At 55.1% G+C, this 26,351-nt stretch carries 26 protein-coding genes; 14 read left to right on the forward strand and 12 right to left on the reverse strand.

Translation table 11 applies throughout. The features are described from left to right. Positions 1-8 precede the first annotated feature (8 nt). Positions 9-1,136, reverse strand: coding sequence for a tyrosine--tRNA ligase (locus tag TIRI35C_RS07270; protein WP_188203121.1), 1,128 nt, complete (start codon positions 1,134-1,136; stop codon positions 9-11). Between the two features lie 220 nt (positions 1,137-1,356). On the opposite strand from TIRI35C_RS07270, the gene TIRI35C_RS07275 reads away from it, so the two are divergent. The 7 genes from TIRI35C_RS07275 (at position 1,357) to TIRI35C_RS07305 (ending at position 10,491) form a co-directional block, all read left to right on the forward strand. Then, positions 1,357-2,403 (forward strand): CGP-CTERM sorting domain-containing protein, encoded by a 1,047-nt coding sequence (locus tag TIRI35C_RS07275; protein ID WP_188202321.1) that lies wholly within the window; start codon positions 1,357-1,359, stop codon positions 2,401-2,403. Positions 2,404-2,491: 88 nt separating this feature from the next. Continuing rightward, on the forward strand, positions 2,492-3,937 hold the full coding sequence (locus TIRI35C_RS07280) for an ABC transporter substrate-binding protein (protein WP_188202322.1): 1,446 nt from the start codon (positions 2,492-2,494) through the stop codon (positions 3,935-3,937). A 150-nt stretch (positions 3,938-4,087) separates the two neighbouring features. Next, complete coding sequence (locus TIRI35C_RS07285; RefSeq protein WP_188202323.1) at positions 4,088-5,926, forward strand: ABC transporter permease; 1,839 nt, start codon at positions 4,088-4,090, stop codon at positions 5,924-5,926. 10 nt (positions 5,927-5,936) lie between these two features. Further along, positions 5,937-7,001 (forward strand): ABC transporter ATP-binding protein, encoded by a 1,065-nt coding sequence (locus TIRI35C_RS07290; protein ID WP_188202324.1) that lies wholly within the window; start codon positions 5,937-5,939, stop codon positions 6,999-7,001. Between the two features lie 31 nt (positions 7,002-7,032). Continuing rightward, on the forward strand, positions 7,033-7,629 hold the full coding sequence (locus TIRI35C_RS07295; protein ID WP_188202325.1) for a DUF447 domain-containing protein: 597 nt from the start codon (positions 7,033-7,035) through the stop codon (positions 7,627-7,629). Between the two features lie 64 nt (positions 7,630-7,693). Further along, on the forward strand, positions 7,694-9,700 hold the full coding sequence (locus tag TIRI35C_RS07300) for a metallophosphoesterase (RefSeq protein WP_188202326.1): 2,007 nt from the start codon (positions 7,694-7,696) through the stop codon (positions 9,698-9,700). A gap of 167 nt (positions 9,701-9,867) precedes the next feature. Beyond that, positions 9,868-10,491 carry a hypothetical protein gene (locus tag TIRI35C_RS07305; RefSeq protein WP_188202327.1) on the forward strand — a complete coding sequence of 208 codons (624 nt, stop codon included), beginning with the start codon at positions 9,868-9,870 and terminating at the stop codon, positions 10,489-10,491. Here the strand turns inward: TIRI35C_RS07305 and TIRI35C_RS07310 are convergent, their stop codons facing one another. Next, a complete protein-coding gene (locus tag TIRI35C_RS07310; protein ID WP_188202328.1) occupies positions 10,492-12,630 on the reverse strand; it encodes a restriction endonuclease in 2,139 nt (712 codons plus the stop codon). Between the two features lie 144 nt (positions 12,631-12,774). Here TIRI35C_RS07310 and TIRI35C_RS07315 point away from each other — a divergent pair, with 144 nt between their 5' ends. Beyond that, on the forward strand, positions 12,775-14,010 hold the full coding sequence (locus TIRI35C_RS07315; protein ID WP_188202329.1) for a phosphoglycerate kinase: 1,236 nt from the start codon (positions 12,775-12,777) through the stop codon (positions 14,008-14,010). On the opposite strand, the gene TIRI35C_RS07320 is transcribed toward TIRI35C_RS07315, so the two are convergent. The 5 genes from TIRI35C_RS07320 to TIRI35C_RS07340 form a co-directional block, all read right to left on the reverse strand. Next, on the reverse strand, positions 13,988-14,509 hold the full coding sequence (locus TIRI35C_RS07320) for a hypothetical protein (protein ID WP_188203122.1): 522 nt from the start codon (positions 14,507-14,509) through the stop codon (positions 13,988-13,990). The two genes, TIRI35C_RS07315 and TIRI35C_RS07320, sit on opposite strands and share 23 nt — an antisense overlap. A gap of 290 nt (positions 14,510-14,799) precedes the next feature. Beyond that, positions 14,800-15,108: a hypothetical protein gene (locus tag TIRI35C_RS07325; protein WP_188202330.1), complete on the reverse strand. Its 309-nt coding sequence runs from the start codon at positions 15,106-15,108 to the stop codon at positions 14,800-14,802. Between the two features lie 11 nt (positions 15,109-15,119). Then, complete coding sequence (locus TIRI35C_RS07330) at positions 15,120-15,884, reverse strand: ABC transporter permease (protein ID WP_188202331.1); 765 nt, start codon at positions 15,882-15,884, stop codon at positions 15,120-15,122. 4 nt (positions 15,885-15,888) lie between these two features. Further along, the gene (locus tag TIRI35C_RS07335; protein ID WP_188202332.1) at positions 15,889-16,872 is read right to left on the reverse strand and encodes an ATP-binding cassette domain-containing protein; all 984 of its coding nucleotides are present in this window, start codon (positions 16,870-16,872) and stop codon (positions 15,889-15,891) included. Then, on the reverse strand, positions 16,859-17,323 hold the full coding sequence (locus TIRI35C_RS07340) for a PadR family transcriptional regulator (protein ID WP_188203123.1): 465 nt from the start codon (positions 17,321-17,323) through the stop codon (positions 16,859-16,861). Before TIRI35C_RS07340 ends, TIRI35C_RS07335 begins: the two co-directional genes overlap by 14 nt. A gap of 71 nt (positions 17,324-17,394) precedes the next feature. Here TIRI35C_RS07340 and TIRI35C_RS07345 point away from each other — a divergent pair, with 71 nt between their 5' ends. Both TIRI35C_RS07345 and TIRI35C_RS07350 read left to right on the forward strand, forming a co-directional pair. Then, positions 17,395-17,826 carry a DUF6849 domain-containing protein gene (locus TIRI35C_RS07345; RefSeq protein WP_188202333.1) on the forward strand — a complete coding sequence of 144 codons (432 nt, stop codon included), beginning with the start codon at positions 17,395-17,397 and terminating at the stop codon, positions 17,824-17,826. After that, positions 17,792-18,508, forward strand: a complete 717-nt coding sequence (locus tag TIRI35C_RS07350; protein ID WP_188202334.1) for an endonuclease III domain-containing protein — start codon at positions 17,792-17,794, stop codon at positions 18,506-18,508. The genes TIRI35C_RS07345 and TIRI35C_RS07350 overlap by 35 nt, the downstream gene beginning before the upstream one ends. On the opposite strand, the gene TIRI35C_RS07355 is transcribed toward TIRI35C_RS07350, so the two are convergent. From TIRI35C_RS07355 to TIRI35C_RS07365, 3 genes are read right to left on the reverse strand one after another with little or no spacing between them, the layout of a single operon-like run. Continuing rightward, positions 18,501-19,226, reverse strand: coding sequence for a hypothetical protein (locus TIRI35C_RS07355; RefSeq protein WP_188202335.1), 726 nt, complete (start codon positions 19,224-19,226; stop codon positions 18,501-18,503). The two genes, TIRI35C_RS07350 and TIRI35C_RS07355, sit on opposite strands and share 8 nt — an antisense overlap. A 33-nt stretch (positions 19,227-19,259) precedes the next feature. Next, positions 19,260-19,835, reverse strand: coding sequence for a potassium channel family protein (locus TIRI35C_RS07360; protein WP_188202336.1), 576 nt, complete (start codon positions 19,833-19,835; stop codon positions 19,260-19,262). Next, positions 19,828-20,436, reverse strand: coding sequence for a potassium channel family protein (locus TIRI35C_RS07365; protein WP_188202337.1), 609 nt, complete (start codon positions 20,434-20,436; stop codon positions 19,828-19,830). Before TIRI35C_RS07365 ends, TIRI35C_RS07360 begins: the two co-directional genes overlap by 8 nt. A 109-nt stretch (positions 20,437-20,545) precedes the next feature. Here TIRI35C_RS07365 and TIRI35C_RS07370 point away from each other — a divergent pair, with 109 nt between their 5' ends. The 4 genes from TIRI35C_RS07370 (at position 20,546) to TIRI35C_RS07385 (ending at position 24,814) form a co-directional block, all read left to right on the forward strand. Continuing rightward, on the forward strand, positions 20,546-21,736 hold the full coding sequence (locus tag TIRI35C_RS07370; protein ID WP_188203124.1) for a magnesium transporter: 1,191 nt from the start codon (positions 20,546-20,548) through the stop codon (positions 21,734-21,736). Further along, positions 21,737-22,504 carry a sugar phosphate isomerase/epimerase family protein gene (locus TIRI35C_RS07375; RefSeq protein ID WP_188202338.1) on the forward strand — a complete coding sequence of 256 codons (768 nt, stop codon included), beginning with the start codon at positions 21,737-21,739 and terminating at the stop codon, positions 22,502-22,504. Between the two features lie 103 nt (positions 22,505-22,607). Beyond that, positions 22,608-24,026 (forward strand): acetate--CoA ligase family protein, encoded by a 1,419-nt coding sequence (locus TIRI35C_RS07380; protein WP_188203125.1) that lies wholly within the window; start codon positions 22,608-22,610, stop codon positions 24,024-24,026. A gap of 26 nt (positions 24,027-24,052) precedes the next feature. After that, on the forward strand, positions 24,053-24,814 hold the full coding sequence (locus tag TIRI35C_RS07385) for an acetate--CoA ligase family protein (RefSeq protein WP_188202339.1): 762 nt from the start codon (positions 24,053-24,055) through the stop codon (positions 24,812-24,814). Here TIRI35C_RS07385 and TIRI35C_RS07390 read toward each other — a convergent pair whose 3' ends face one another. Further along, on the reverse strand, positions 24,815-25,234 hold the full coding sequence (locus TIRI35C_RS07390) for a hypothetical protein (RefSeq protein WP_188202340.1): 420 nt from the start codon (positions 25,232-25,234) through the stop codon (positions 24,815-24,817). It abuts the gene before it with no gap. Next, positions 25,227-26,030: a hypothetical protein gene (locus TIRI35C_RS07395; RefSeq protein WP_188202341.1), complete on the reverse strand. Its 804-nt coding sequence runs from the start codon at positions 26,028-26,030 to the stop codon at positions 25,227-25,229. Before TIRI35C_RS07395 ends, TIRI35C_RS07390 begins: the two co-directional genes overlap by 8 nt. Positions 26,031-26,351: the final 321 nt, after the last annotated feature.

A 26,351-nucleotide genomic window follows, 5' to 3' on the forward strand; every position in this document is an offset into this window, starting at 1 on the left:
AGGAAAAATCAGCGGGTGATCTTTATCTCCCGCATTAGCTCAAGCGGCTCTGGATTCCTCTCGAAGTAGTCCCTGACCGGCTTGAGGAGCTCGATGAGATATTCTGCCACCGCGTTCTTCAAATCGAGCGGGTGGAGCTTTCCTTCCGCGAAGTCCCTCTTGAGCTCCTCAATGGTCGTGTAGGTGACGTCGCCGCCGAACTTGGCCGGCCTGTGTATTGTGAATTCGGTCGGCTCCTCGCGGAAGATTATGTACTCGGCCCAATCTAAAACCGGGTTGTACCTGACCTCCCTGGCCGGGCAGAAGGCCTTCCTGAGCTTCTGCTTTATCTCCTCCGGCGTGTCGTGTATGAAGACCGCCGAGTAGGGCTTGCTCTTGCTCATCTTCATCTGGGTCTTCAGCTCTTTGAACTGCTCCTCGCTCTCTATCGGCCAGACCGGCGGTTCCTGAAGGCCGAGCAGGAGGTGGTGATGCAGAGCGACCGGTTTGAGCTTCTCCCCCTTCCACTCAAGGGCGTGGTACTTGAGCTTCTGTGCCACCTCGATGGCTATGACGTGGGCCTTTCTCTGGTCCATTCCGGCGTGGGCTATTGTGACACCCTGGTAGTAAATATCAGCCACCTGCATCGCCGGGTAAATCAGCTTGGCGAAGTCTATCGCTTCACCCATCTGCCTGCCCATTATCGTTATGGAGCGCATCATTCTTGCCAGAGTAACGTTCTTGGAGATGTCTATGACGGTCTGCCAGTAGTCACCCTTCTCCAGTATCTCGCTGGCCAGAACGAACTCGACCTTGTCCGGGTCGCCGCCCATGACCTTTATGCTCTGCTTCATGCCCTCCTTGAAGTAGCTCAGCGCGACCTTCTGGATAACCTCCAGATCACCGCCAAGCTTGTCGTTTATCCAGCTGTGCCAGTCCGCTAAGAAAATCCTCGTCTTGATTCCAGCCTTCTGAAGGTCGGCTATCTTCGCCCCGGCCATCAAACCGGTTCCCAGATGAATGTAACCGCTTATCTCAAATCCGATGTAGTGCTGCATCGGAACGCCGACTTCGAGCAGGTGCCTGAGGTTCTCCGCGGTCAGAAGCTCCTCCGTTGGCTTTCTCCCAATAAGTTCCATCCTCTTTTCGATGTCCATACTCACCACCTGAAGCCTGAACGGCACAAGCCTTTAAGGGTTTTACCATTTCTTTTGAAAGCTCGTCCGTGGGGGTCAACCCCTCACGGCCGGGAGGCGGTCAGTGCGGGGGAAGTCCAGCCGATGGCTTCGGGGATGGCTTAAAAGTTTAACCGAGTCGAAAAACTTCCCACTTCATAAGATTTATAACTTCCTGAGCCTTAGATAACCCGGTGATACCATGAGGAAGGCTGCAATAATACTTGCGGTGTTTGTTTTCTTTGGTGTTTTTGGATTTGCCATGGCCAGTGCTACGACCGTCGGTGTTGATCTCGCCCACGGCGAGAGCGACAAGGGTCTGGCGGTTCTGACCGACAAGGACGGCAACGTTCTCGCTGAGGGGATGATAAAGACCATCGGCGACGTCAGCTGGGCTTACATTGGACCGGCGGAGAAGGCTGACGAGCTTGGAATCAAGCAGCTCGGGGAGAAGATAACCTACGACGCCATCAAGGACGTGGACTTCCTTATCCTCGGCCAGCCGACCCAGGCCTTCAGCCCGGACGAGGTTCAGGCCATCGTCCAGTGGTGGAACGACGGAAACAGGATCCTATGGGTTGCCGGGGATTCGGACTATGGTGACGGCCCGCAGAGGATCGACTTCGTGGATACCATTCTCGATGCCATCGGTGCCAACCTCAGGCTCGACCAGTGCTCCGCTGAAGATGCTACCAGCAACGCTGGAGCCGGCTACCGTGTTATAGGCCTCGTCAACCCGGACAGCGGAACCCCTGACAAGGACATGCTTACCAAGGACTTCAAGAACGGTGGCAAGGTTCTCTTCCACGGGCCGGGTGTTGTCGCTTACGTCGATGAGAACGGCAACTGGCAGAAACTCCACGGCGGAATAGCCGATGGAATATACATCATCGTCACCACCAGCGCCGACGGCCAGATCGTTGAGAACACCGACCCGGCGGCCCAGGCTTACACCGCCGGCGACGCCGGTGAGTTCCCGCTCATGGCCGTTCAGCTCTTCGAGGACAAGAAGAACGTCCTCGTTGTCAGCGGTGAGACCCCCTACGGCGGCTACGAGCCGATGTGGAGCCCGAGCTACCACGGCGTTGACCTCGACGGCCCGCAGTTCGTCACCAACTTCATCCACTGGGCCATCAGCGTCCAGCAGAACCTTGGCAAGGAGGAAGGTGGCGGCGGAAGCACCTGTGGTCCGGCAGCTCTGATCGGTCTCGCCCTGATTCCGCTTGCCCTCTACCGGAGGAGGAAGTGATCTCCTCCATTTTTCTTTGCCGTTGAACCATTAATTTTTTATTGAGTTTCTCGAATCACCCACGATTGACATAACCAGGTGATAAACCATGAAGAAGCCCGTGGCAATTGGCTTTATCCTGCTTCTTGCCCTCAGCGTCGTGGCCAGCGGCTGCATAAGCGGAGGAAACGGCGGTGAAACCTCCGGAATAACCCTTGTCATCGTTACCAGGCACGACGCGACCATACAGTACATGGTCAAGCAGACCTTCCTCCAGAGCGATATCGCCAAGCAGTACAACATCGAGGACATCAAGTTCATCAAAGTCCCGGAGAGCCTCTGGCCCAGCTACATAGACAAAGGAGCCGACGTTGGCTGGGGAGGAGGACCGACGCTCTTTGACGACCTCTACAAGGCAAACTACCTCGCCCCGATAACCGACGAGAAGGTTCTCGGTCTCCTCGGCAACCCGCTCCCCACCGAGCTCGCGGGAATGCCCATGGTCAGGAAAGACGATGACGGCAAAGTTTACTGGATAGCCGCGGCGCTCTCCTCCTTCGGATATACCATCAACAAGAAGCAGCTCGAGAAGTGGAACCTTCCGGTTCCGGAGAAGTGGGAGGACATAGCCAGTGAGGAGTGGGCTCTCAACCCGCCGCAGTACGGCATAGCCGACCCGACCAGGAGCACCTCCAACACTAGGATATACCAGATAATCCTCCAGGCCTTCGGCTGGGAGGAGGGCTGGCGCATCATGACCCTCATCACGGCCAACTCCAAGGTTTACCTCGCCAGCGATGCCGTCAGGGACGCCGTTATCAACGGCGAGATAGCGGCAGGAAACACCATCGACTTCTACGGTTACACCGCCATGCAGCAGAACCCCGACTGCCAGTACATAGTCCCGAAGGGAGAGAGCATCATAAACGGTGACCCGATAGCGCTCCTCAAGAACGCCAAGCACCCCGAGGCGGCTCAGGCCTTCATCTACTGGGTCCTCACCGAGGGCCAGGCCGTATGGATGAGCCCCGACGTGAACAGGCTCCCGATCAACCCGCAGATATTCGACATGACCATCACCAAGACCTACGCGGACGTCATCTTCAAGGGCCAGAACGAGGGCAAGACCTACGGCGAGGCCAGGCCCGCCCTTGAGAAGGCCTACGATGACGCCATACACGCCGAGGGAATACCCTTCGATGACAAGCGCGCTCTTGAGACCGTGAGCGCACTTCAGTACTACTTCAAGGCCACCCTCGTTGACCCGAACCAGAAGCTTCACGACGCATGGGTTGCTATAGTCCAGGCCCACAAGCAGGGCAAGATAACCGATGAGCAGTTCAAGCAGCTCAAGGACGAGCTCACCGCCCCGATAGAGTTCAAGGATCCCGAGACCGGCCAGACCGTTACCTTCACCGAGGAGTACGCCAAGAAGATAAACAACAGGATCGTCAAGGACAGGAACTTCCAGGACCAGCTCGTCCAGGAGTGGCGTCAGGGCGCCATGGACAAGTATCAGAAGGTACTCGACGACCTCAAGGGCATGCTCGGTTGAGTTTGATATCCTCCTGCGAATTTCCATTCTTTTTTGGCACTTTTTCAATATGGGTGAATCAACAAATTTTTGGAAATCTTTAAATAGACCCCACCTCGACCAACACAGAGTGGCGGGTATGGTCAGAAGCAGAACGGAGGTTGATGCTCAATGAAGGTAAGCAAGTGGAGCGAGAGACTCTTTGGAACACCCCTGTTTGATCCGGTCGTCACGACTTCGTTCCTGTTCCCACTCCTGTACCTGGTGGCCTTCCTGATAATCCCAGTACTGGCAATGCTTGCGGTGGCCTTCGAGTACAACGGTCACTTCTCATTCCACTGGTTCACCAGCATACTGACGTCGGAGTACTACATCAGCGGGCCGACGGGGGAGTTCTCCAGACTGGTCACCCTTCCCAGCGGGGAGCAGATATACTACATTCAGGGTGTTGATTTTGGGGTTATTCTCAACTCCATAATAGTCTCCCTGAGCGTCATGATCCTGACCACGATACTGGGGACCATCTTCGCCTTCGTCATGGCGCGCTACGACTTCCCGGGCAAGAACATCGTCAGGATTCTGCTCTTCGTGCCGCTCCTCGTTACGCCCTTCGTCAACGTCTTCATCGTTAAGAAGATGTTCCTTCCCAACGGTCTGATAAACTGGCTGTTCTACGATATCCTTCACGTATTCCCGCACAGAATCGTTATCGACGGCCTCGTGGGCGTTATAGTCGCTCAGGCGATGACCTACTATCCAATAGTTTACCTCAACGCCTACGCGAGCTTCATCAACATCGACCCCACCCTTGAGGAGCAGGCCGAGAATCTTGGAAGCAGGGGCTTCCACCTCTTCAGAACCGTTACGTTCCCGCTCGCCCTCCCGGGAATAGCTGCCGGTGCAACCCTCGTCGGAATCTTCAGCCTTGAGGACCTCGCCGCGCCGATAGTCTTCCAGGGCAACCCGCTCGCCAGGAAGCTCATGTCCTTCCAGATCTACAGCGCCTTCACCAGCGGTTTCAACGTTGGAAGCCCGCAGCTCGCCGCCCTCGCGCTCATAATGCTCACCATCGCTATTCTGATGTTCCTTGGTATCAGAAAGTACGTCAGCCTGCGCCAGTACGCCATGCTCAGCAAGGGCGGACGGTGGAAGCCGAGAGTTGCCAGGCCCAAGGGCTGGCAGGCGGTTCTCATATACCTCGTCGTCCTTCCGATGCTCCTCATCTCGATATTCCCGCAGGTCGGTGTCGTGCTCCTCGCCTTCAGCGAGAGCTGGGTCGGAACCTGGCCGGAGGGCTTTACTACCGCGCACATTCAGAGCATTATAACCCAGCCGGACATTGAACGCGTTATCATGAACAGCATCATGTATTCCACTGCAGCAATAATCGTCATCATCCTCCTGTCTCTCACCGCCTCCTACGCCTCCAGCAGGTTCAAGAAGAGTCAGCTCGGGCCCGTTCTCGACAGCCTCTCAACGATACCCATAGCCGTTCCGGGTATCGTTATAGCAATGAGCTACTTCTTCTTCTTCGCCAAGGTGTTCCCGGACACGCCCCTCGACCCCACGAACCTGCTCGGCTTCAACCCGGCGATGGTTCTCGTGCTGGCGTACTCAATCAGGCGTCTGCCCTTCGCGGCGCGCTCCATCTCGGCCGGAATCCAGCAGGTTCACGTGTCCCTCGAGGAGGCGGCGCTCAACCTTGGTGCCGGAAGGTGGAAGGCGCTGACGGGAATCCTCATGCCGCTGATACTCCTGAACCTGCTTGGAGGAGCCATGCTGAGCTTCGTCTACTGTATGAGCGAGACCAGCGTAGGCATCACCCTCGGTTCCATCAACCCCGACTACTACCCGATAACCGCCAGGATGGTCGAGCTCATGACGAGCGCCGTTGGAAGCGCGAACCTCGCGGCCGCGCTCGGTGTTTTCCTCATGACGGTGCAGATTATAGCAATAGTCCTGGCAAACGTGATAACCAAGCAGAGGTACTCATTCATAGGTCTCACATGAGGTGGTTGAGATGGTTGATGTCAAGCTTGAGAACATCGTCAAAACCTTCGGAGAAACGGTTGCCCTTAAGGGGATAGACCTTCATATAAAGGCCGGGGAGCTCTTCACCCTGCTCGGACCGAGCGGGTGTGGAAAGTCCACAACGCTGAGAATCATAGCCGGCCTGGACTTCCCGGACAGCGGAACAATACACTTCGGCGACGAGGAGGTCACCTACCTCCCGTCCAGCAAGCGCGGTGCGGTGCTCGTCTTCCAGAACTACGCCCTGTGGCCCCACATGACGGTCTTTGACAACGTCGCCTATGGCCTGAAGCTCAAGAAGCTTCCAAAGGACGAGATAAAGAAGAAGGTCGAGTGGGCCCTCGAACTCGTCAAGCTCGAGGGCTTCGCGGACCGCTATCCTACACAGCTTTCCGGAGGTCAGCAGCAGCGTGTCGCAATAGCTAGAGCTTTGGTCGTCGAGCCCAAGGTTCTCCTTCTGGACGAGCCGCTGAGCAACCTCGACGCCAAGCTCAGGCTTGAAATGCGCTCTGAGATAAGGAGAATCCAGCGCGAGCTCGGCATTACCGTCATCTACGTCACCCACGACCAGGAGGAGGCGATGGCCATAAGCGACAGGATTGCCGTCATGAACGTCGGAACCGTCGAGCAGGTCGGAACGCCGAAGGAGATATACGAAAGCCCGAGGACTGAATTCGTCGCCAGCTTCATGGGCAAGACCAACGTCATCCCGGCCAAGGTTGTCGAGAGGAACGGCGATCGCGTTTCCGTCGAGTTCGAGGGCATAAGGCTCGACGGCCTCTACTACACTGACAAGAGCGACGACGTCGTCATAGTCATCAGGCCCGAGAGGATAAAGCTCAAGCCCGTCGAGAACGCGGTCTCATTCACCGGGACCGTTGACCTCATCGAGTACTACGGATTCTTCATCGAGGTCGTCGGTCTCTTCGGGGACACCAGGATCATCGCCAGAACCATCAGCGACAGGGAGATAGCGGGACTCAGGCCGCTCCAGCAGGTGACGTTCTACGTCGAGAGGGACGACATCATCGTCCTCCCGAAGCAGAGGCTTTAAACCTTCTTCCCCATTTCATTTAGGTGGTCGTATGCGTGGATTTCTGGAGTTCCTCAACGAGGGGCAGGTCTACGAGGTTCTGCTCGTCACGAGGTCAAATGCCACTCCTGTGGGCGTTGTAAGGGGCGGAAACAAACTGTTTTTCAAGCTCTTTGGTGGAAAAAGTGCAAAGGAACTGAGGGGGCATCCATACGCGTCGGTTCAGGTGACCAACGACGTTGAGCTGATCGTAAAGCTCGCCCTCAACCTGCCGGTGGAGCTTGAGTTCGAGAACAGGGGGGCGCACAGGTGGATACGGGGACTACCCGGGGTTTACGGGCCGGTCATGTTCACCGAGGAAGTCCACGAGGACCATCTGGGGAAAACCCCCGTTTTGAGGTGTTCGCTGGAGCCGGAGGGAATCATCGATGGAAGACTGCCCCCCAAACCACTTAGCAGGGCTGACTGGTACCTCCTGGAGATGGCCGTGGACTTCACCCGGCTGGAGGTTGCCCTGAGGAACGGGAAGATGGAGGGCGCCAGGAAGCTGCGCGGAAGGATAGTCGAGAACTATTCATCCTACCGGCGGTTCGGGGGGAGCTCGGAGCTGGCGGAGATCATAAGGGCTGCACTGGACGGAAGTGGGTAAAGGAGCGCCCCCCAGACAAGGGAAAGCTTATAACCGATTTATTTCAGCTTTTCTTGGTGGTACCATGAAGGCAGGCAAGCTTATGGCTCTTTTGGTGGCCCTGCTTACCATAGCGGCGGTTCCAGTGAGCACCGTCTGGGCCGCTTCAAGCAGCGTGGCACCGGGAGAGATCCTCGTTCAGCCGCTCCCGGGAGTTCCAGCGATAGGAAAGCCAGGGGACGTCGTTGAAATCCAGCCAGCGGAGGGCGTTGCAATTCAGTCCCTCCAGATAGTCTCGATACTCCACGGACCCTATGACCTTGAAATCGTCGGCACCGAGAACGGCGTCATCAAGGCCAAGATACCTGAGGAAGCGGTTCCGGACGTCTACTTCCTCGTCGTCAGGAGCGACAAGGGCGAGGTCACGATACCCAACGGAGTGTGGGTCATGAAGAACGCCCCAACGGTTCTCAGGATAGCCCACGGCAGCGACCTTCACGTCACCAGCGGCTCAAAGATGGGATTCGTCTGCGGGGACTACTTCCAGAAGAGCATCCCGGAGATACTCAAGTACTGCAAGCATCCCTACGCAATGCACAGCTACACCGCCCACGACAGCTTCATGACGTACTATGCAATGACTGGAGCGGGCGGCGAGAACGTTGTTAACCTCATAATAAGCACCGGCGACGACGTCGATACCAACGGCGACAGCGAAGGATACAAGATGTTTGACACGGGTATAATCCACGGCACCGCCGCCGGTATGCCCTTCATAAGCATCAAGGGCAACCACGACCACCCGCCGACCTACTACAACAAGTACGTTGGCCCCAGGTACTTCTACGAGGTCATCGGGGACTTCATCATCATAGGCCTCGACAGCAGGGGCGAGGAGAGGCACCCCGAGCTTGAGCAGCTCCAGTGGATGGAGAACGTGCTTGAGAGCCACCCCAACAAGACGGTCATAGTCCTCGTCCACCACCCGTTCTGGTACAGCACCCCCGACGGCAAGTGGGGCGGAACCATAAAGGGCTACACGGCCTTTGACGACGGTGACTGGAACGCCCTGACCAAGTTCATAAGCTGGGACTGGGAGGGCAAGAACGGCGAGTACGATGAGATAGCCAGAACCTTCCTCCAGCTTGTCGAGAAGTACAACGTCAGGCTCGTCCTTGCCGGGCACATCCACAAGGACAAGCCGGTTCTCTACATCGACAAGAACGGCGAGAAGCACTGGTTCTACACCGTCACCACCACCGGCGCCCCGGACAAGACCAGCAACCCGCCGAGCCAGGCCGACCAGAGCAGGGGCTACACCACCCCGAGCTGGTACGGCTCGCAGGTCATCTACGTCTATGAAAACGGCACCGTGAAGTTCCCGCTCGCCGGCGACGTCCTTCACGAGGGCATAAGCTCCCTTCCGATACCGCAGAAGTTCATAGTTTACAGGCAGAACGGTGAAGACGGAACCGCGGTCAGGTTCGTGAACGAGCTGGGCGAAGATGTCAGCGGGCCCTTCGTCCTCGAGATACCCGCGGGAGCCAAGGTTGATCCGGAGCATACCAACATAACCTACACCGTCCTCGGCGAGAGAGAAATCGGCGGAACCTACTACATGCTCCTCAACGTCACTGTTCCCCAGGGCGTCAGCCAGATAACCGTTGTCAAGGAAGCCGACACCCAGGCTCCGGAGGTTAAGATAGGCTACCTCATGCCGGGCAAGCCCAAGCCGGGACAGAGGTTCAAGGTCTACGTCACCGCCAACGACAACGTCGGAATCAGGGACATGAAGGTGCAGGTAATCAGCGACGGCAAGGTTCTGGCAGAGTACTCGGCGTTCTCGATGAAGCCGGCAGAGGTCGATGCAACATACTACACCGAGATCCCGGGCGTTGATGCAACCGAGTTCACCATAAAGGTGATCGCGACCGACTTCTATGACAACACCGGCGAGGCGACCTACACCGTCGGCGGAAGTGCAACTACCAGCCCGAGCCAGACGACCACTGAGAGCGGGGGAAGCACCTGCGGCCCGGCCTTCATCGTGGGCCTTGCACTCCTCCCGGTTCTTCTCAGGAAGAGGAAGTGACATCTCCTCTTTCAATTTTCTCTTCCAAACGTCCCACCTCCGAACTGAAGGTGCCGGATAAGTTTCTTTTCTAGAACACTTCCATGGGGACAGCCAAGGTCAGATAAAGCCGCCAGCAGGCTTCTTCATCAGGGGAAGAGTTTTTAAACCGTCCCCATAAGCCCCCCATGGTGATGAAGGTGAAGTTCAAAGGTAAAGCCTTCGGGAACATCGTGAGGATGGAGTTCGACATTCTCACGCTCAGCGAGCTTAAAATAGACGACCTGCGAGACTTTGACGTTGATTCCATCAAGATTGAGCTCAAGCCCACCTCATCCGGCATACGGGTTACCGGCATATGGGAGGGTACCGTCGAGGAAGCCGGAGAGGGAATAAAGAAGGCCCTCCTTGAGAGCTACAAACTCCGTGAGAGGATTCTCAACAGGATAAAGAGCAAGACGGAGGCAATAAGGAGCACGATGCGCCAGCTCGGCTTCAAGGAGGAAGTGGAGGGTTACGGGAGTGCGCTGCGCTTCGTCAAGAAGGTCGGCGCCTACGACATAGTCGTCGTCGCCTCAACGACGGACGACGTTGTTAGGGTCGAGGTCTACGGCAACGACAAGAAAATCATCAGCCCGGAGCTGGAGAGCATCTTTGAGGACGTCGAAGTGGAGGAGCTGGAGATATACGACTTTGAGGACGACAAGGAGGAGCGGCTCGTCATAAACCTCGAAATACCGAAGAACGAAGAAAAGCCCGAGAGAAAGATAATGGAAGCCATCAGGATGATAGAAAGCATGCTGATGGCCTGATCACTTGTATCTGCTGTCCAGCTGAAGCTGCTTCAGCTTTGCCGTTATTCCCTTTGTCGGCGCCCTGTCTTCACTTATTATCCTCCCGGTTCTTGTGTCTATTCTCGCGTAGTAAAGGGTCTCCTTCCCCGCCACCTTGATGTGGACGTAGCCCCTCTCCTCGTAGAGGACGAGGCGCTCCACCGCGGGCCGTTCTTCCTTGTATTTCTCCATCACATGCGAGAGGTATGATTCCTTTATCGCCATCTCCGTGAAGCGGACGTCGCTCTTCAGAACTTCTCCCGTGGTTCTGTGAAGGACGAACCTTCCAACCTTCGTTCTTCCGGCGAATTCGACCTCCCAGTTCTCGTTGAGCGTTATGGATCTTATCACAGCCTCCTCGTCTATCTCCTTCGCGGCCTCGGCGGCCATCCTCTCGGCAAGGTCCCTCCTCAGAACTCGGTCCGTCTCCTCGATGAGCTTGCCGTCCCTGCTGACCCTGACGGTTACCATGTGGCGGTCGTTCTCGGCGGTAACGGTGTATTCGGTTTCTGTGCCCTCGATGGACTTTATCTCAAAGTCGGGATACTTCCCGGAGACTATCTCCTTTGCCCTGTCGGGCGTCACCTCGACGAGGTAATCGAGGACGTCCCCCGTGGAGCCGTCCACCTTCACGACGGCCTTTCCATCGACGCTCTCAAGAACCAGCTCCAGGTACTTGTGCTCCAGCACACGGTATGATTTCATAGCCAGGCCTCTCAGCGGAAAGTTGCCCTCTATGACAGTCCTGGCGTTTTCGAAGGCGTCTTCGGGTGATGGGAGCCTCCTGGCCTCCTCGTAGCTGCCGTCGGTGAGATCGACGCTGACAACGACCACACCTGCATCAAGGAGTATGTCCGCGATGGCGGCTTTCTTGCCCTTCTCGAGGTTGATGACCCTGCCCTGAGGATAGGCGTTTCTCAGTAGTTCGCTGAGGGCGTCGTCGCTCATGAGAGCCTCCATACCAAGAAGCCTGCCTGTGTAGCCGTTGAACTGGGCCTCAAATGAGAAGCGCTCCGTCTTTCCAGATGCCTTAACCTTTCCGTTTGTTCTCTTGAGCTCGTACTCGCGGATCTCCTCCCCAGTCTGCTTCCGAACGATGTCCCGGATCCTCTCAGCGAAGTGGTCATCCGGCAGGGGGTTCATCTCGAAGGTTACCTCTCCGCGCTCCAGATCGACCCTGGCCCCGGCCAGGTTTTCACCCACCCGAACCTCGAGTCTAGCCTCTTTGGGAACGTAGACCTTCTTCCTCTCGTGAATGGTCACCCTGCCCTCGGGAACGCCGAGCTCCTTTGCGGCGACGGCTTTAAGGACAAAGACCGCCTCGCTTGGGCTTAGGGGAACCTCCACCTCCCGCTCCGTGGCGCGAATAACCGAGCCGTCGTTCAGGAGGGCCTTGGTTACGGGAACGCTCAGGTTCTTGTCCTGCGTTGCCCTGAGGACTATACGATCCTCCGAGAACACCACCGCCTTGTCCTTCTCCTCATCCCCTTCGACGGACCAGGAGAATATGTACGCACTGGAGAGGGAGACCGCGATGGATTCGAGCTTCACCTCCTCCGGCTTCACGGGGTATTTGGAAGCCGCGAACGAGGCCACCTTCCTCAGCACGGCCTCTGGTGAAAAGTCATGGAGAAGCGGGGCATCGAGCTCGAACTCCTCCAGGGGGCCTTTTTCTTCCCCTGCCTCCGTCTCAGCCTTAAGCCGCTCCACAAGATCGGCGGGCGGTTCCATCCGGTAGTTGTTGAACAGGGAGGCGAGCTTCTCGCCGTCCCACGGAACCACCCTCCCTCGGTGCTCCCTGGATATCAGAACCTTGGCGTCCTTCGTGAATCCCGCGGGGGATATCAGTATCCCCTTATCCGCCTTGTATTTGTCCACCAGGTCTGCAAAGACGTTGATGTCCCTTGAAGAGGCCAGCCCCTTGGGATGAATCGCCAGAACAACCTTTTCGATCCCCGCTATGGGGTCGTCCCTTATTGCCACGACGTCTATTCCCCACTCCTTCCTGCCCGCCACCCTCTCGTAGTCCCTGAAGCCCATTCTCTTCAGCAGCTCGATTACGTCTCCAACAAGCGTTTCCCTGGGTGTCAGCCTTATTAAATCCGGGGTCCACGGCATCAGTCTCACCCATGAAAGTGAAGTCTATTATCACGGTTCTTTCGTCTTTATTTTATAAATTTCTTTCCCTGGAAAGGCCTTATCACCGCAGGTGTTCAAAATAAGTTTTTAACCCCGCCGATTTAACACCCACGCGGTGATGGAATGTTCAGGCTCACCGACTTTGACTATCACGGAAAAACCGTCTTTCTGAGGGCAGACCTAAATTCGCCAGCCACTGACGGGAAAATAATCAGCGACGCCAGGTTTAGAGCGGTTCTCCCGACGATAATATACCTCCTCGAGCACGGGGCCAAACTCGTCATAGGGACGCACCAGAGCAAGCCCTACAAGGGCGACTACATAACCACGGAGCAGCACGCCGAGATACTGAGCGGGCTGCTCGGCCAGGAGGTCGAGTACGTTGAGGATATCTTTGGAAAATACGCCCGCGAGAAGATAAAAGCCCTAAAGCCCGGCGAGGCAGTCATGTTAGAGAACCTCCGCTTCGCCGCGGAAGAGGTCAAATACAAGCCCATTGATGATTGCGAGAAAACTTTTTTCGTGAGAAAACTTGCACCTCTGATAGATTACGTCGTGAACGATGCCTTCGCAGCGACTCACCGCTCCCAGCCTTCCCTGGTGGGCTTCGCAAGATTGAAGCCCATGATTATGGGCTTCCTCATGGAAAGGGAGATTAATGCCCTTACCCGAGCATACAATACCGGAGAGAGGCCGAGGGTCTACGTGCTCGGCGGTGCAAAGGTTGACGACTCGCTCCGCGTTGCCGAGAACGTTCTAAGGAACGGCAGGGCCGAGGTCATACTCACCGGCGGGCTGGTAGGTCACGTGTTCACCCTCGCCAAGGGCTTCCACCTCGGCGATGCCAACCTGGAGTTTATGGAGAAAAAGGGCCTTCTCGAACTGGTGGACTGGGCAGAGGAGATACTCAACGAGTTCTACCCCTACGTGAGAACCCCCGTTGATTTCGCCGTTGATTACAGGGGGGAGCGCGTCGAGGTTGACCTGCTGAGCGAGGAGAAATGGCTGTTCGACGAGTATCCCATACTCGACGTAGGTTCAAGGACCGTTGAGAAGTACCGCGAGGTGCTCATGGGGGCAAGGATAATAGTCGCCAACGGGCCTATGGGGGTCTTCGAGCGCGAGGAGTTCGCGGTAGGAACCGTCGGCGTCTTCAGGGCGATAGGAGAAAGCTCCGCCTTCAGCATAGTGGGGGGAGGCCACTCGATAGCGAGCATATACCAGCACAACATAACGGGCATAAGCCACGTCTCCACCGGCGGCGGCGCGATGCTCAGCTTCTTCGCCGGTGAAAAGCTCCCCGTCCTGGAGGCGTTCAAGATCAGCTACGAACGCTTCAAGAACCTGCTTGAAGGGTGAACAGCCAGACGAGGAGCACGGCGATTAAAACTCCGCCGAGGAGCAGCATCAGGAGCCACTCGACCCGCTCCATTAGTTTTCTGTTAGAGTAGAGAACGTGCCCTACGATTCCAAGGGCGAGGGATGAGACTATGAGCACCCTTTCCTCCGCCGATTCGACCCTGCTGAGAACCGCCTCAACACCCCAGAGAGCCAGGAACAGCAAAACGGCTCCGGTGACTGCGTAGCCGTGCTTCATCGTTCTCGCGTTGGTTATGTAGAAGGTCGCGGCGAAGGCAATAAGGAAGATCACCATCGCCTGTATCTCGAGGGGAATCGGAACCGCTTTCGAATGAACCGTCCTCTCATAAATCCATATGACTCCGGTGAGTATGGTGGAAACTATCAGCGCCATCACGAAGACCTTATGGACATGGTCAGCTATGCCAAGGGCCTCTTCAAGCTCCTCCAGTTCCTCCCTTCTGGAGACTTCTCCCCCCACTTCGGCCTCTTCCGCCATCGAACTCACTGTCCTTCCTACGCGCTTCGAGATTTAAGGGTATCGCGTTCAGTCAATTCCTGTTTTCTCATTGGGCCTCTGTAAGCACCCCTGAACTGAGAAACCATTATAATCGCGTAGAGCACCGCGAAGGATTTCAGGGGGAAGTGGGCGCCGAGGGATATGTGGGGTAGATTCCAAAGAAAGGGACGCCAACTGTGAGCGCTATAACGGAAGAACCTCACAGTTCATTTTCCTTCGGGGTAATTAAAACGTTCAAAAGCTAGAAAGATTTCGAGAGAATACAAACTTCAGTAGCCTATCAGCACGCCGAAGATTACCGCCACCCACCAGACCTCGAGGAAGGCAAAGCCCACCGTGGCCGTTCCTGTTACGAGCCACCCGACGAATATCACATAGGCCACGAGCGTCACAGCCACGTGTAACTTCAGGAATGTCCTGTTGAGTTCCCCTCCCGATTTCATCCAGCCCGTCGGTAGTGGAAGCCAGTCGAAGAACGCCCCGGTCAGGGCAAGGAGGGGTCGGTTGAAAAAGACCGTGGGAATGAAGATGAGGCCCGCGAGGGCCACGCAGAGCATCGTCAGGACCTGCTTCTTCATCTTTCCTCACCTCAGTCTATCGTCGCCTTCCTGAAGCTGAGAGCGGCAACCCCAGCGAACAGCGCCGCCAGACCCATGAGCACGACCCAGTCCGTTGCGATTCCAAAGGCCGGCTCAACCCCGGCCAGGTAGTAGCGGGAACCGTCTACCGCGTAGGTCAGCGGGTTCACCTTGGCCAGCCACTGCATCCACTCGGGCATCGTCTTTACCGGATAGAAGGCTCCGCTGAGGAAGGTCATGGGGAGCATTATCATCATGACGATCATCTGGAAGCCTTCCATGCTGCTCATCTTGAGGGCTATTGCAACCCCCATTCCGGCTATGGCGAGGCCCACCAGGAAGCTAAGGCCGAGAGCAGGAAGGATTCCGCTCACTTTGAGGTCGGCGAGGGCGAAGCTGAGGATCAGGATTATGGCGCCCTGTATCATGGCCATGAGCGCTCCCCCGGTGATCCTGCCGAGTATTGCCTCGGTCCTGCTCGCGGGAGCTACCAAAATCTCCTTCAGGAAGCCGAACTGCTTGTCCCAGATGAGCGTTATGCCCTGCATGAAGCTCATGTTGAAGACGGTCATCGCTATTATTCCCGGCACGAGGTAGGTCATGTAGTCAACGCCGCCGAATATTTGAGACGCAAACGGGTTGTCGAAGACACCGCTCCAGCCCTTTCCGAAGAATATGAGCCAGATGAGAGGATTGATTATGCTCCCAATGACCCTCGCCCGTGAGCGGGAAAAGCGCTTCAGCTCGCGGTATATCATGGTGAAAAAGACCTGCATGCCATCACCTCCTCATACGGGCTTTCATTATCATCCTTGCCACGTTTCCCTCACCGCCTTCGTCCCTGATCTCTCTGCCCGTCAGATGTAGGAAGACGTCGTTGAGCGTCGGCCGGTGATAGGTGACCTCAAGGATTTTGACACCCGATTCCTTTGCCAGCTCGAAGAGCCTGGGAAGGGCTTCAGCGGCGTTGTCCACGTCAAGGCGAACCCTCCCGTCGGGTAAAAGCCTGCAGCCCTTGATGAAATCCGCTTTGAGGCACTTGAGGTCCTCCCTTGCCTGGAGCTTCAGGTAGATTATGTCGTTGCCGACAAGTTTCTTCAGCTCTTCAGCCGTTCCTTCGGCGATTATCTTTCCGTGGTCCATTATCGCTATCCTGTCAGCTAACTGCTCCGCCTCGTCCATGTAGTGCGTCGTGAGGAAAATCGTCATGTTGTGCTCTTCCTTCATGGCCCTTATGTAGTCCCAGATGTGGGCCCTGGTCTGCGGGTCGAGGCCTATCGTGGGCTCATCGAGGAACAGTATTTCGGGCTCGTGAAGAAGGGAGCGCGCTATCTCAAGCCTTCTCTGCATTCCGCCGGAGAAGAACTTAAGGGGCCTGTCCTTGAACTCCCAGAGCTCGACGAACTTGAGGAGGCGCTCGATTTTTTCCTTCAGTTCGTTTCCACTCAGGCCGTATATCCTGCCGTGGATGAGCATGTTCTCATAGGCGGTAAGCTCTCTATCAACGCTCGGATCCTGAAAGACTATGCCTATCTTCTTCCTAACCGCTATCGGCTCCTTAACGACGTCATGACCGGCAACTATGGCCTTTCCGGCCGTCGGCTTCAACAATGTAGTGAGGACGTGGACGGTTGTGGTCTTCCCGGCCCCGTTGGGACCCAGAAAGGCAAATATCTCGCCCCGTCTCACGTTGAAGGATATTCCCTTAACGGCTTCAAAATCCCCGTACTTCTTCACCAGGTTCTCAACCTCAATCGCGTTCATACCGTCCACCTCCAAGTAGAATCAGCCTGAGTTTCTTCGCGCAGCCGGTGAACAGCTCCTTGATCTCCTCCCTCTGCTCGTCCGTCAGGTCATCCATCGACTCAAAGAGCTCCCTAAAGGCGGCCTTCAGCTCGTCGCCCCCCAGCTCAAGGAATGCCTTGTAGGCGCGCATTCTTCGTTTTGCCTCAATTAGCTCTTCCGCGTGCTCTGAGAGGTACTCCAGTCCCTTCTCGGTGATCACGTAGGTTTTTTTCTCCCTCTCCCCCCTGCCGGCCACCTCAATGAGCCCACTCCTCTTCAGGGACGCGAGGATTGGATAGACCGTGCCAGCGCTGAGCTTCATACCGTACCTTTCTTCCAGCTCCGCCATTATGCCGTAGCCGTGCATCGGCTCCCGGAGGAGGTCGAGGATAAGTACCTTCATATGACCGCGAAAACTTGGGCGCTCCATTTTCTCCACCGATATATCGTTCGATATGTCATCCTTATAAACCTTCCCTCAGAGTACTCACGGGTGATAAGATGCGGCTGGTTCTCAAGCCCCTCTTCGAGGCCGAGCTGCCGGCCGATTTCAGCGAGGTCATAAAGGGCAAGCTCATGGGAGAAGAACTCAGGACAGGTGAGGAAATCGAAGTGGAGCTCCTCGGAAAGCCCCTCCGATTCAAGGTCGTCCTCGCGGAGCCCTCGCCGCTGAAAGTCAGAAGAAACACGAGGATAGAGTTCTCGCATGGGGAGGTTGAAGTCGTTGATTTTGAGTTCGATGAACCGGTTAATGATGTAATCCCCTTCGATGGTGGCTTCGTTGTTGTGCTCGAGAGAGAGGTTCTGATTCTGAACCAGGACTGGCAAAAGATTTATAGCGATGAGTTCGAGGACCTTAACAAAGTTAGGGTTTCCAAAGGAAAGGTGGTGATAATCCATGGAGAAAGAAAAATCAGGCTCGTTAAGCCTTGAAAAGTTCACCTTCGATGAAAGCTGGGAGGAGAAGAGAAAGCGTGCGGAGAGAATCGTCGAGATTCTGATGGAGACGCACCCCAGGGAAAAGCTCCTCATCGGCGACCCCTACAGGACCTTAGTCCACTGCATAATCTCACAGCGCATGAGGGACGAGGTAACTTACCGCGTCTGGGAGGAGTTATTCAAGAAGTATCACGACATCGAGACGATAGCAAAAACACCGGTTGAGGAGATGCAGGAGTTTCTAAGGAAGAACGGGGTCGGCCTCTGGAAGACCAAGGGCGAGTGGATTGTCAAGGTCTCGCAGATAATCCTCGAAAAGTACGGCGGAAAGGTTCCAGATGACATTAGAAAGCTGATGGAGCTTCCTGGAATCGGAAGAAAGTGCGCCAACATAGTCTTAGCTTATGGCTTCGGAAGGCAGGCCATTCCAGTGGATACACACGTGAACAGGATAAGCAAGCGACTTGGTTTAGCTCCGCCGCGCGTTCAGCCGGAGAAGGTTGAGGAGTATCTTGCAAAGCTGATTCCCTACGAGAAGTGGATTTACGTGAACCACGCAATGGTGGACCACGGGAGGTCAATATGCAAACCAATAAAGCCGAAGTGCAATGAGTGCCCCCTCAGAGAGCTCTGCCCCTACGCGAAGGGCTTAGTTGGGGACGGGGACGTCAGGTAGTGCCCGTCCCAACGTCGTGGAGTTCAAGCCTCAAGGGGAACTCCAGCCTCACCCACCTTTTTTCTGCAGTGAAGAGGCCGGTTCTGACCTCGTACTCGACCGCTACCACGAAGGTAACATTACCCGAGTAAGCCGGCGGGTTTCCGTTCACTATGAAGTCCGGCCACGCCTCAAAGAGCAGTCTCCGCCCCCATGCCGGTTCGTTGGGTGTGGCGACCATGCAGCCCACCTCGTTGGGATCACCACACGACCTGGCCTCCACCCGGAACGGCCCGTCGAGGGACTTGAAAACGGGGAACCCCACGAAGTTGTCGGGAATCACATCGCCGAGCCAGGTGTTGCCGGACGCTAGGACCCTAACCTCCGCCCGCGTGATCTGGACGGAGGAGTTGAGGGGCAGGGCCTCGACGGTCACCGGGGCCGAGATGCGGACCTGAGTGCCGGCGACGTTCCTACGCCCGGAGAGTCTGATTCCCAGGCAAACCCTGATGTCGGTCTCGACGCAGGAGGTCCTCAGTGCCCCAATCAGCTCCCACCTGTCAATTCTCGCTGGGAAGGTTGAGGCGTTGATGGTGAGGGTCTCGCCCCGAAGGTCGAAGTCCTCCCGGCCACCCGGATCAGCAATAGGATTTAGATGGAGCCAGTGGAGGGCATAAGCAACGGTCGCAGTTAGGAATATTAGAACGACGAGAAAGACGTGCTTTCTTCCAACCTTCATGGGGAAAAGTTGGAAGAAGGGCATAAAAGCCTTTCACTCCTCCTCCACTTCCTCGCCGGCGAGCTTCCTCAGCTTGTCGAGGTCGGAGCCAACCGCTATGAGAACGTCGCCCTCCTGTATTGTGTCGTTTCTGCCTGGGTTGTAGATGTACCTGCTCCCGCGCTTTATTGCCAGTATTCTGGTTCCTATTTTACTGGGGAGCTTGAGCTGTTCGAGTGTCCTGCCGTGCAGAACCGAGCCCTTGTGAACCGTTACTCTTCCGAGCTCCTCCTCGGTGTCCTCCATAATCTTCCTGATTATCGGGTGGGGCTCAACGTCCCTCAGCACGAGGTCGGATATTTTATAGGCGGCGTCGCTTATCTGCTCGTTTATCTCTGCCATGTCTATGACGCTGAGAAGCCTGAGGGGGTCGTCCTCCTTCTTGGCCAGCAGGAGGGCCAGCTTCTTAACCTTGAGGGTCAGCTCGTCCATACGCTCCTCGAGGAGATAGACCTCCTCAGCTATGTCCTCGCTGTTGTACATGACGGAGGAGAAGGCTAAATCCACCATGAGCGATGACAGGTCTTTCATCTCTATGAGGCAGTTTCTGATCTCCTCAAGCTCACTCATTGCCCATCACCTTGATGTTGCCCCTCGCTATCTCCTTCAGGTAGTCTATGGAAGTGTTCGTGCCCCTGCCGATGAGTATGTCGCCTGGGAAGATTTTGAAGTCCCCGTCGGGGTCAAAAATCCAGCGTTTGCCCCGCCTCACCGCCACTATCCAGACGCCGGTGTTGGCCGCGAGGTCCAGCTCCTCCAGCGTTTTTCCGACGAGTATAGACTCGGCCGAGACAAAAATCTTGCCGATTATCTCCTCGCTGCCGAGAATAGCCTCGGTTATGACGGGGTGGAGCTCGACGCCGTCGATGACCATTTTCGCGAGGTCAGCTGCGGCGTTGGACATGTCGTCTATGGCGTGCGCCATGTGGAGGATGGACGTTATCTGCTCCGCCTCCTTCGGCCTCCGTGCGGCAAGAACCGCATGGACCATGAGGTGATAGTTGAGCAAATCGAGGTACTCCTCGAGTTCGAGCACCTCCTCGGCCATCTCCTCCTCGTTGAAGAGTATCGAAGAGTATGCCAGATCAACCATCAGCTCTGCGGTGTTCTTCATTTCAACGAAGATATCCTTAACGTTCCTTGGAACCTCGATTTCGTCCCACTCTTCCACCCGGCTCTCACCGATGTGGGGAAAGATGGGAAATCTTATTTAGTTTTCGCCTTCGAAAACTTTAAACCTTCAAAGGTCAATGCCCATGGGGTGAGGGCTATGGAGAGTGATGGCAGTGATCGGCGAGATTACGGGGGAGCTGAGGGAAAAGGTCAAGGAAGCCTACAGGGTTACGCTACCGTCCCTGTTCACCTCCCAGATATTCGGCCTGTTCGGCGGTACGTTTCTGGGTAAGTACTTCGAGATCATGAGAACCCAGTTTCCAGGTCTTCTGGTGGTCCTACCGGGCATAATGGGCCTTCGCGGCAACGTTTTCGGCTCGATGGCATCGCGCTTCTCGACCATGCTCTACCTCGGTGACCTCGAACCCTCCCTTCGGGACAGGAAGGTTCTCAAGGAGATAGTCCTGCGGATGCTCATCTCGCTCATCCCGATAGTCCTGCTGTGGGCCATAGGTGTTGCCACTGGGGTAAAGAAGAACGCCCTTGACGTCCTCCTCATAGTGGTCACCTCCACGATACTCGTGTCCTTCATCCTCGGCTACTTCACCTCCTTCGTCACGATATTCGCGTTCAAGCGCGGTACCGACCCGGACAGCGTTGCAGCACCGCTGGTCGCTTCAATGGGCGATTTCCTAACTGTTCCTTCACTGGTGCTGTTCATCCTCCTCATTGAGCACTCGCCGGAGGGATTCAGGCTCTTCAACTACGCGGTGCTGGCTCTCTTTGCCGCCGTGGCTGCTATAAGCCGGGTCAGGAAGGCGGAGTTCGTTGAGCTCAAGCAGGTCTTCATAACGATAACCGGGCTGGCGCTCCTCTCGACGGTATCGGGTTCAATACTCGCGAGGTTCAGCGGGATAATCCAGGCGTCGGTTATACTGAGCTTCATATACCCCTCTCTCCTCAGCAGCTTTGGAAACTATGGCTCTATAATAGCTGCAAAAACCTCTACCAAGCTCCACCTCGGTGAGATAGAGAGCTTCGTCTGCTGGAAGCCCCTCACAGACATCCTGGCGCTCTTCACGACGGCGCCCATCATTGGAGCGACGAAGCTCCTCATAGGTATCGCCCTGGTGAAGCTGACTACCGGGATGACGGTTCCGGGCTCCGCGTGGTTGGTGGTTCTCACGTATCCGTTCATGGTACTGTTCATCATGCTCTACTCGTACACGGTCTCCTACTTCCTCTTCAGGAAGAACATAGACCCCGACCACGTGGCGATACCGCTCATCTCGAACAACAGCGATATATTCGGCACGATATACGTTGTACTGATGGCCAAGCTCATGGTGGGTGGTTGAATGATAGGTCTCTCCATGACGGCCTATCCCGGAAGAAACCTCCTCGGATTTGAGGAATGGGTGGGCAGGGCGAAAAAGCTTGGCTTTGATTTCGTTGAGATCCTGAGTGAATGGCCCCACTACCTGACGGGGAACAGCTACCGCCTCTTCGCCGAGGTTCTTGACAGCTGGGGCATGAAAAGAACGGTCCATGCACCCTTCAGCGACGTCAACATAGGCTCCTTCAACGACAGGCTGAGGAGAATCTCGCTGGAGATAATCCATGAAACAATCGAACTGGCGGCCGAGCTCGACGCACTCTCCGTCACGATACACCCCGGGCACTGCTCGCCGGTCAGCGTGAAGAACAGGAGAAAGTACCTGGAGATACACAGAAAATCCCTGAGGAAAATCTCCGAGTGGGGGCTTGAATACGGAATAAAGATTGGCGTCGAGAACATGCCCCGCTTTCCAATCCTCGATGCGCAAACCTGTGAGAGGCTGTGGGAAATACTCGATGACGTCGATATAGGGGTGACTTTCGACGTTGGGCACCTGAACACCACAACGAGGAACTTTGAACGTTTCCTCGATCTCTTTGGGGATAAAATCGTCCACGTCCACCTCCACGACAACTCCGGGGATAAAGACGAGCACCTGGCCCTGGGCGATGGAACTGTCCCCTGGGTCAGGGTGCTGCCAAAGCTCCCAAGGGTGACGTGGGCGCTTGAAGTCAACGACATCGAATCTGCCAGGAGAAGCCTCGAATTTTTGAAAAGCCTGCATTGATGGACGTTTCAGTTCATTGGCGTCCCATTTTTACAAAACGCAACTCTTTTATACATTTAAAATGAAGTTCTTGCGAGAAGCAGTTTCTGGCGGAGGGATACCAATGGCGGAAAAGATAGTTGAGGAAATGAGGCCCTTCTTCGACCCGAAGGCGGTCGCTATCATCGGCGCAACCAACAAGAAGGGTAAAGTTGGAAACGTCATCTTTGAGAACTTCAAGATGAACAAGGAGCGCGGAATCTTCAAGGGCAACATATACCCAGTTAACCCCAAGCTCGACGAGATAGAGGGTTACAAGGTCTACAAGAGTGTCGAAGAGCTCCCAGAGGACACGGACCTGGCGGTCATTTCGATTCCGGCCCCTTTCGTTCCAGACACAATGAGGCAGATAGCGAAAAAGGGAATAAAGTCAGTTATCATCATCACCGGCGGCTTCGGTGAGCTCGGTGAGGAAGGAAAGAAGCTGGAGCGCGAGATCCTTGAGATAGCAAGGGAGAACGGGATAAGGGTCATCGGCCCGAACTGTGTCGGTGTTTACGTTCCGGACACAGGTGTTGACACCGTCTTCCTGCCCGAGAGCAAGATGGACAGGCCGAAGAGTGGACCGATAGCCTTCGTCAGCCAGAGCGGAGCATTCGCGGCAGCCATGCTCGACTGGGCGGCCATGGCGGGCATAGGAATAGGTAAGATGGTCAGCTACGGCAACAAGCTTGACGTTGATGATGCCGATTTAATGGACTACTTCATCCACGACGACGGCATAAACGTCGTCACCTTCTACATCGAGGGCGTCAAGGAGGGTAGGAAGTTCATTGAAGCAGCAAAGAGGATAACCAAGGTCAAGCCGGTCATAGCCCTCAAGAGCGGAAGGACCGAGTACGGTGCCAAGGCGGCCTCTTCTCACACGGGTTCATTGGCTGGAGCCGACACTATTTACGATGCCGTCTTCAAGCAGACCGGAATAATCCGCGCTGAGGACTTCGAGCACATGTTCGACCTCGCAAAGGCCTTTGCCGCGCTTAAGGACAAGCTCCCGAAGGGCGACAGGATAGGCATCATCACCGATGGCGGTGGAGCGGGCGTCATGGCCAGCGACGCCGTTGCTAAGTTCGGCCTCAGGATGGCCGACCTCAGCGAGGAGACCCTCAAGTACCTGAGGGAGAACTTCCCGCCGCACGCCGTAGCTGGCAACCCGACCGACGTCGTCGGCGACACCGACGCCGAGAGGTATAGGATCGCCATCGAGGGCTTCGTCAATGACCCGAACGTCGATGCTATCCTCGTCATAGTCCTCTTCCAGGTCCCACTCCTTGAGGAGGAGAAGATAATCGACATCCTAGCGGAGTACCAGAAGAAGAGCGACAAGCCGATCGTTGCCGTTGCCATGGGTGGTAAAAAGACCGACCACTACGCAAGGCTCCTGGAGGACAAGGGGGTTCCAGTTTACCCGACCCCCGAGAGGGGAGTTAGAGCCCTGGCGGGCCTTGTTAAGTATGCTGAATACCTCAGGAGGGGGGCCTAATCCCCCAATCTTCCGGTGGTGGTATCATGAAGGAGGAAGCCCTTAAAGTTATTGAAGAGGTTTTGAAGTCCGGAAGGACTTCGCTCGTTGAGTACGAGGCAAAGCAGGTTCTCAAAGCCTACGGACTCCCGGTTCCGGAGGAAAAGCTCGCCAAGACCCTTGATGAGGCACTCCGTTATGCGGAGGAAATCGGCTATCCCGTCGCCATGAAACTGATGTCCCCACAGATTCTCCACAAGAGCGATGCCAAGGTGGTTCTCCTCAACATAAAGACCCCCGAGGAGCTGAAGGAGAAGTGGGAGCTCATCCACGAGAACGCGCGCAAATACCGCCCGGACGCCGAGATACTCGGTGTCCTCATCGCACCGATGCTCAAGGTCGGAAGGGAGATAATCATAGGCGTCACCGAAGACCCGCAGTTCGGGCATGCAATAATGTTCGGCCTCGGCGGAATCTTCGTGGAGGTTCTCAAGGACGTCACCTTCCGCATAGTGCCGATAACCGAGCGCGACGCCAGGAAGATGATCCAGGAGATAAAGAGCTATCCGATTCTCGCCGGGGCGAGGGGCGAGGAGCCGGCCGACATAGACGCCATAGTCAACCTCCTCCTCAAGGTCAGCGAGCTGGTCGACGACCTCAGGGACTACATCAAGGAGATGGATCTCAACCCGGTCTTCGTCTACGAGAAGGGCAAGGGTGCCGTCGTCGTTGACGCCAGGATAATCGTCAAGGAGCCGGTCGAGAAGAAGGACGAGATAAGCACCGAATACAGGGAGAGGTGCGCCTGATTACTTCGGTTTCTCGCTTTTTGTTTCTTCCCCGTTTTTGTCCCCCGGAGAGCACATGGAGAGCGTTTCTATAATCTCATCCCAGTTAGAGGGTTCTATGGAAAGAATATTCAGAGTTTCCCTCCTGAAGATTACCCTGTAAATAGAGCCATTTCTGGGTTCGTAGCCATTCCACACTCTTACAAGTGTGTAGTTGACCCTGAGGAAGGCAATGGAAGTATCATTTTTGTATTCAACACAGCCTGCGATCCCATCGCATGTAGCGTTGGGGAAATACTTGTCACAAAGCACCTCCATGGTGTAGATAAAGCTGTGCTCTCCCGTGATGCCCTTATCTTCCTTTGGGGAGCCAAAGTATAATGACAGGACGATCAAAAAAGAGAAAATGCCAACGGCGAGGAGCTTTTTTATGCTAATCATCTATGTTCACCCTCACTCCCACGGGATCCTCGATGAAATATATCGGTTTATTGGAAGTCTTAAGTCTTTGAATCGTTCTCTTATCTAGTCCAACCTTTTTCCCATAGTCACTTAATGCATCCGGTTGGATTTTATATATTGTCACTCGATGGCCATGGTATGTAATATAAAACTTCTCTATTTTTCCCCTGTACCGGAGTTTGTAATAGAATCCTGTCAGAGCATTGAGGATCTTATCAGAAGTGCTTTGCATTGAAATAACCTCGGGGTCTGATGGGCTAGGCAGGACATCTATCATTACATACCAAGTAACAGCACTGTCTGGGTTGCCCGTGTTGACTATGTCCTTAACCTTAAATTCAATAAGATGGCCTGGATGGGCTTTTATGTCGAATTGGAAATAGTGTGTTGCGTTTCTCTTTGCGCCATTCCAGAATCCCCAATCCCAGTGGACCACCACATAATCTTTATTCTCTCCTCCTGACTTACTACTTACTCCCACAGCCAAATCCCTTAGAAGCTGCCCTACATTTAGGATGGTTCCAAGGTCTGAACTTATCTGTGAGGCTGCTATATTAAAAATGTCCCATGCCACCCTTTTATACGTCGAATAGTCATGGGGGCCGCTATGGGGCCATGCCCCAGCATATTCTGAATCGTAGGGTGCTGAGAATATTGCAAAATATTGGTTACCTCCAATCTCTTCTACTCTCACACCAAGATCCCCGATTAGAGGTATAGGATCACCTTCAGAGGCTATTGCCTCTCCAATTGATGCAACCCCAAACACATACACTCATTTACCTTCTTCTGCGGCATACGCTCCCACATATTTTAACACTGCACTATTGCATACCTTGTAAGTAATGGAATAGTCTGGAGAATATGAAGTAGCACATTTAACCTTAGACCAAGTCCTCCCAGGAGTTGCAGCAGACGTCAGTGGTAGGGCCAACATTAATGTTATTACCACAAATGCTAAAAACTTTTTCATTAGATCATCTCCATTAATTTTTTATCTAATTATTACCTAGAAACCATATAAAGTTTTCCATAGTAATTCACATACTGTTAGGATAAGCAGTTAGGTGTGGTGTTAAGTTTAAGTTTCTGACGA

Origin of the sequence: Thermococcus camini (genome assembly GCF_904067545.1) — an archaeon.
GTDB lineage: Archaea > Methanobacteriota_B > Thermococci > Thermococcales > Thermococcaceae > Thermococcus > Thermococcus camini.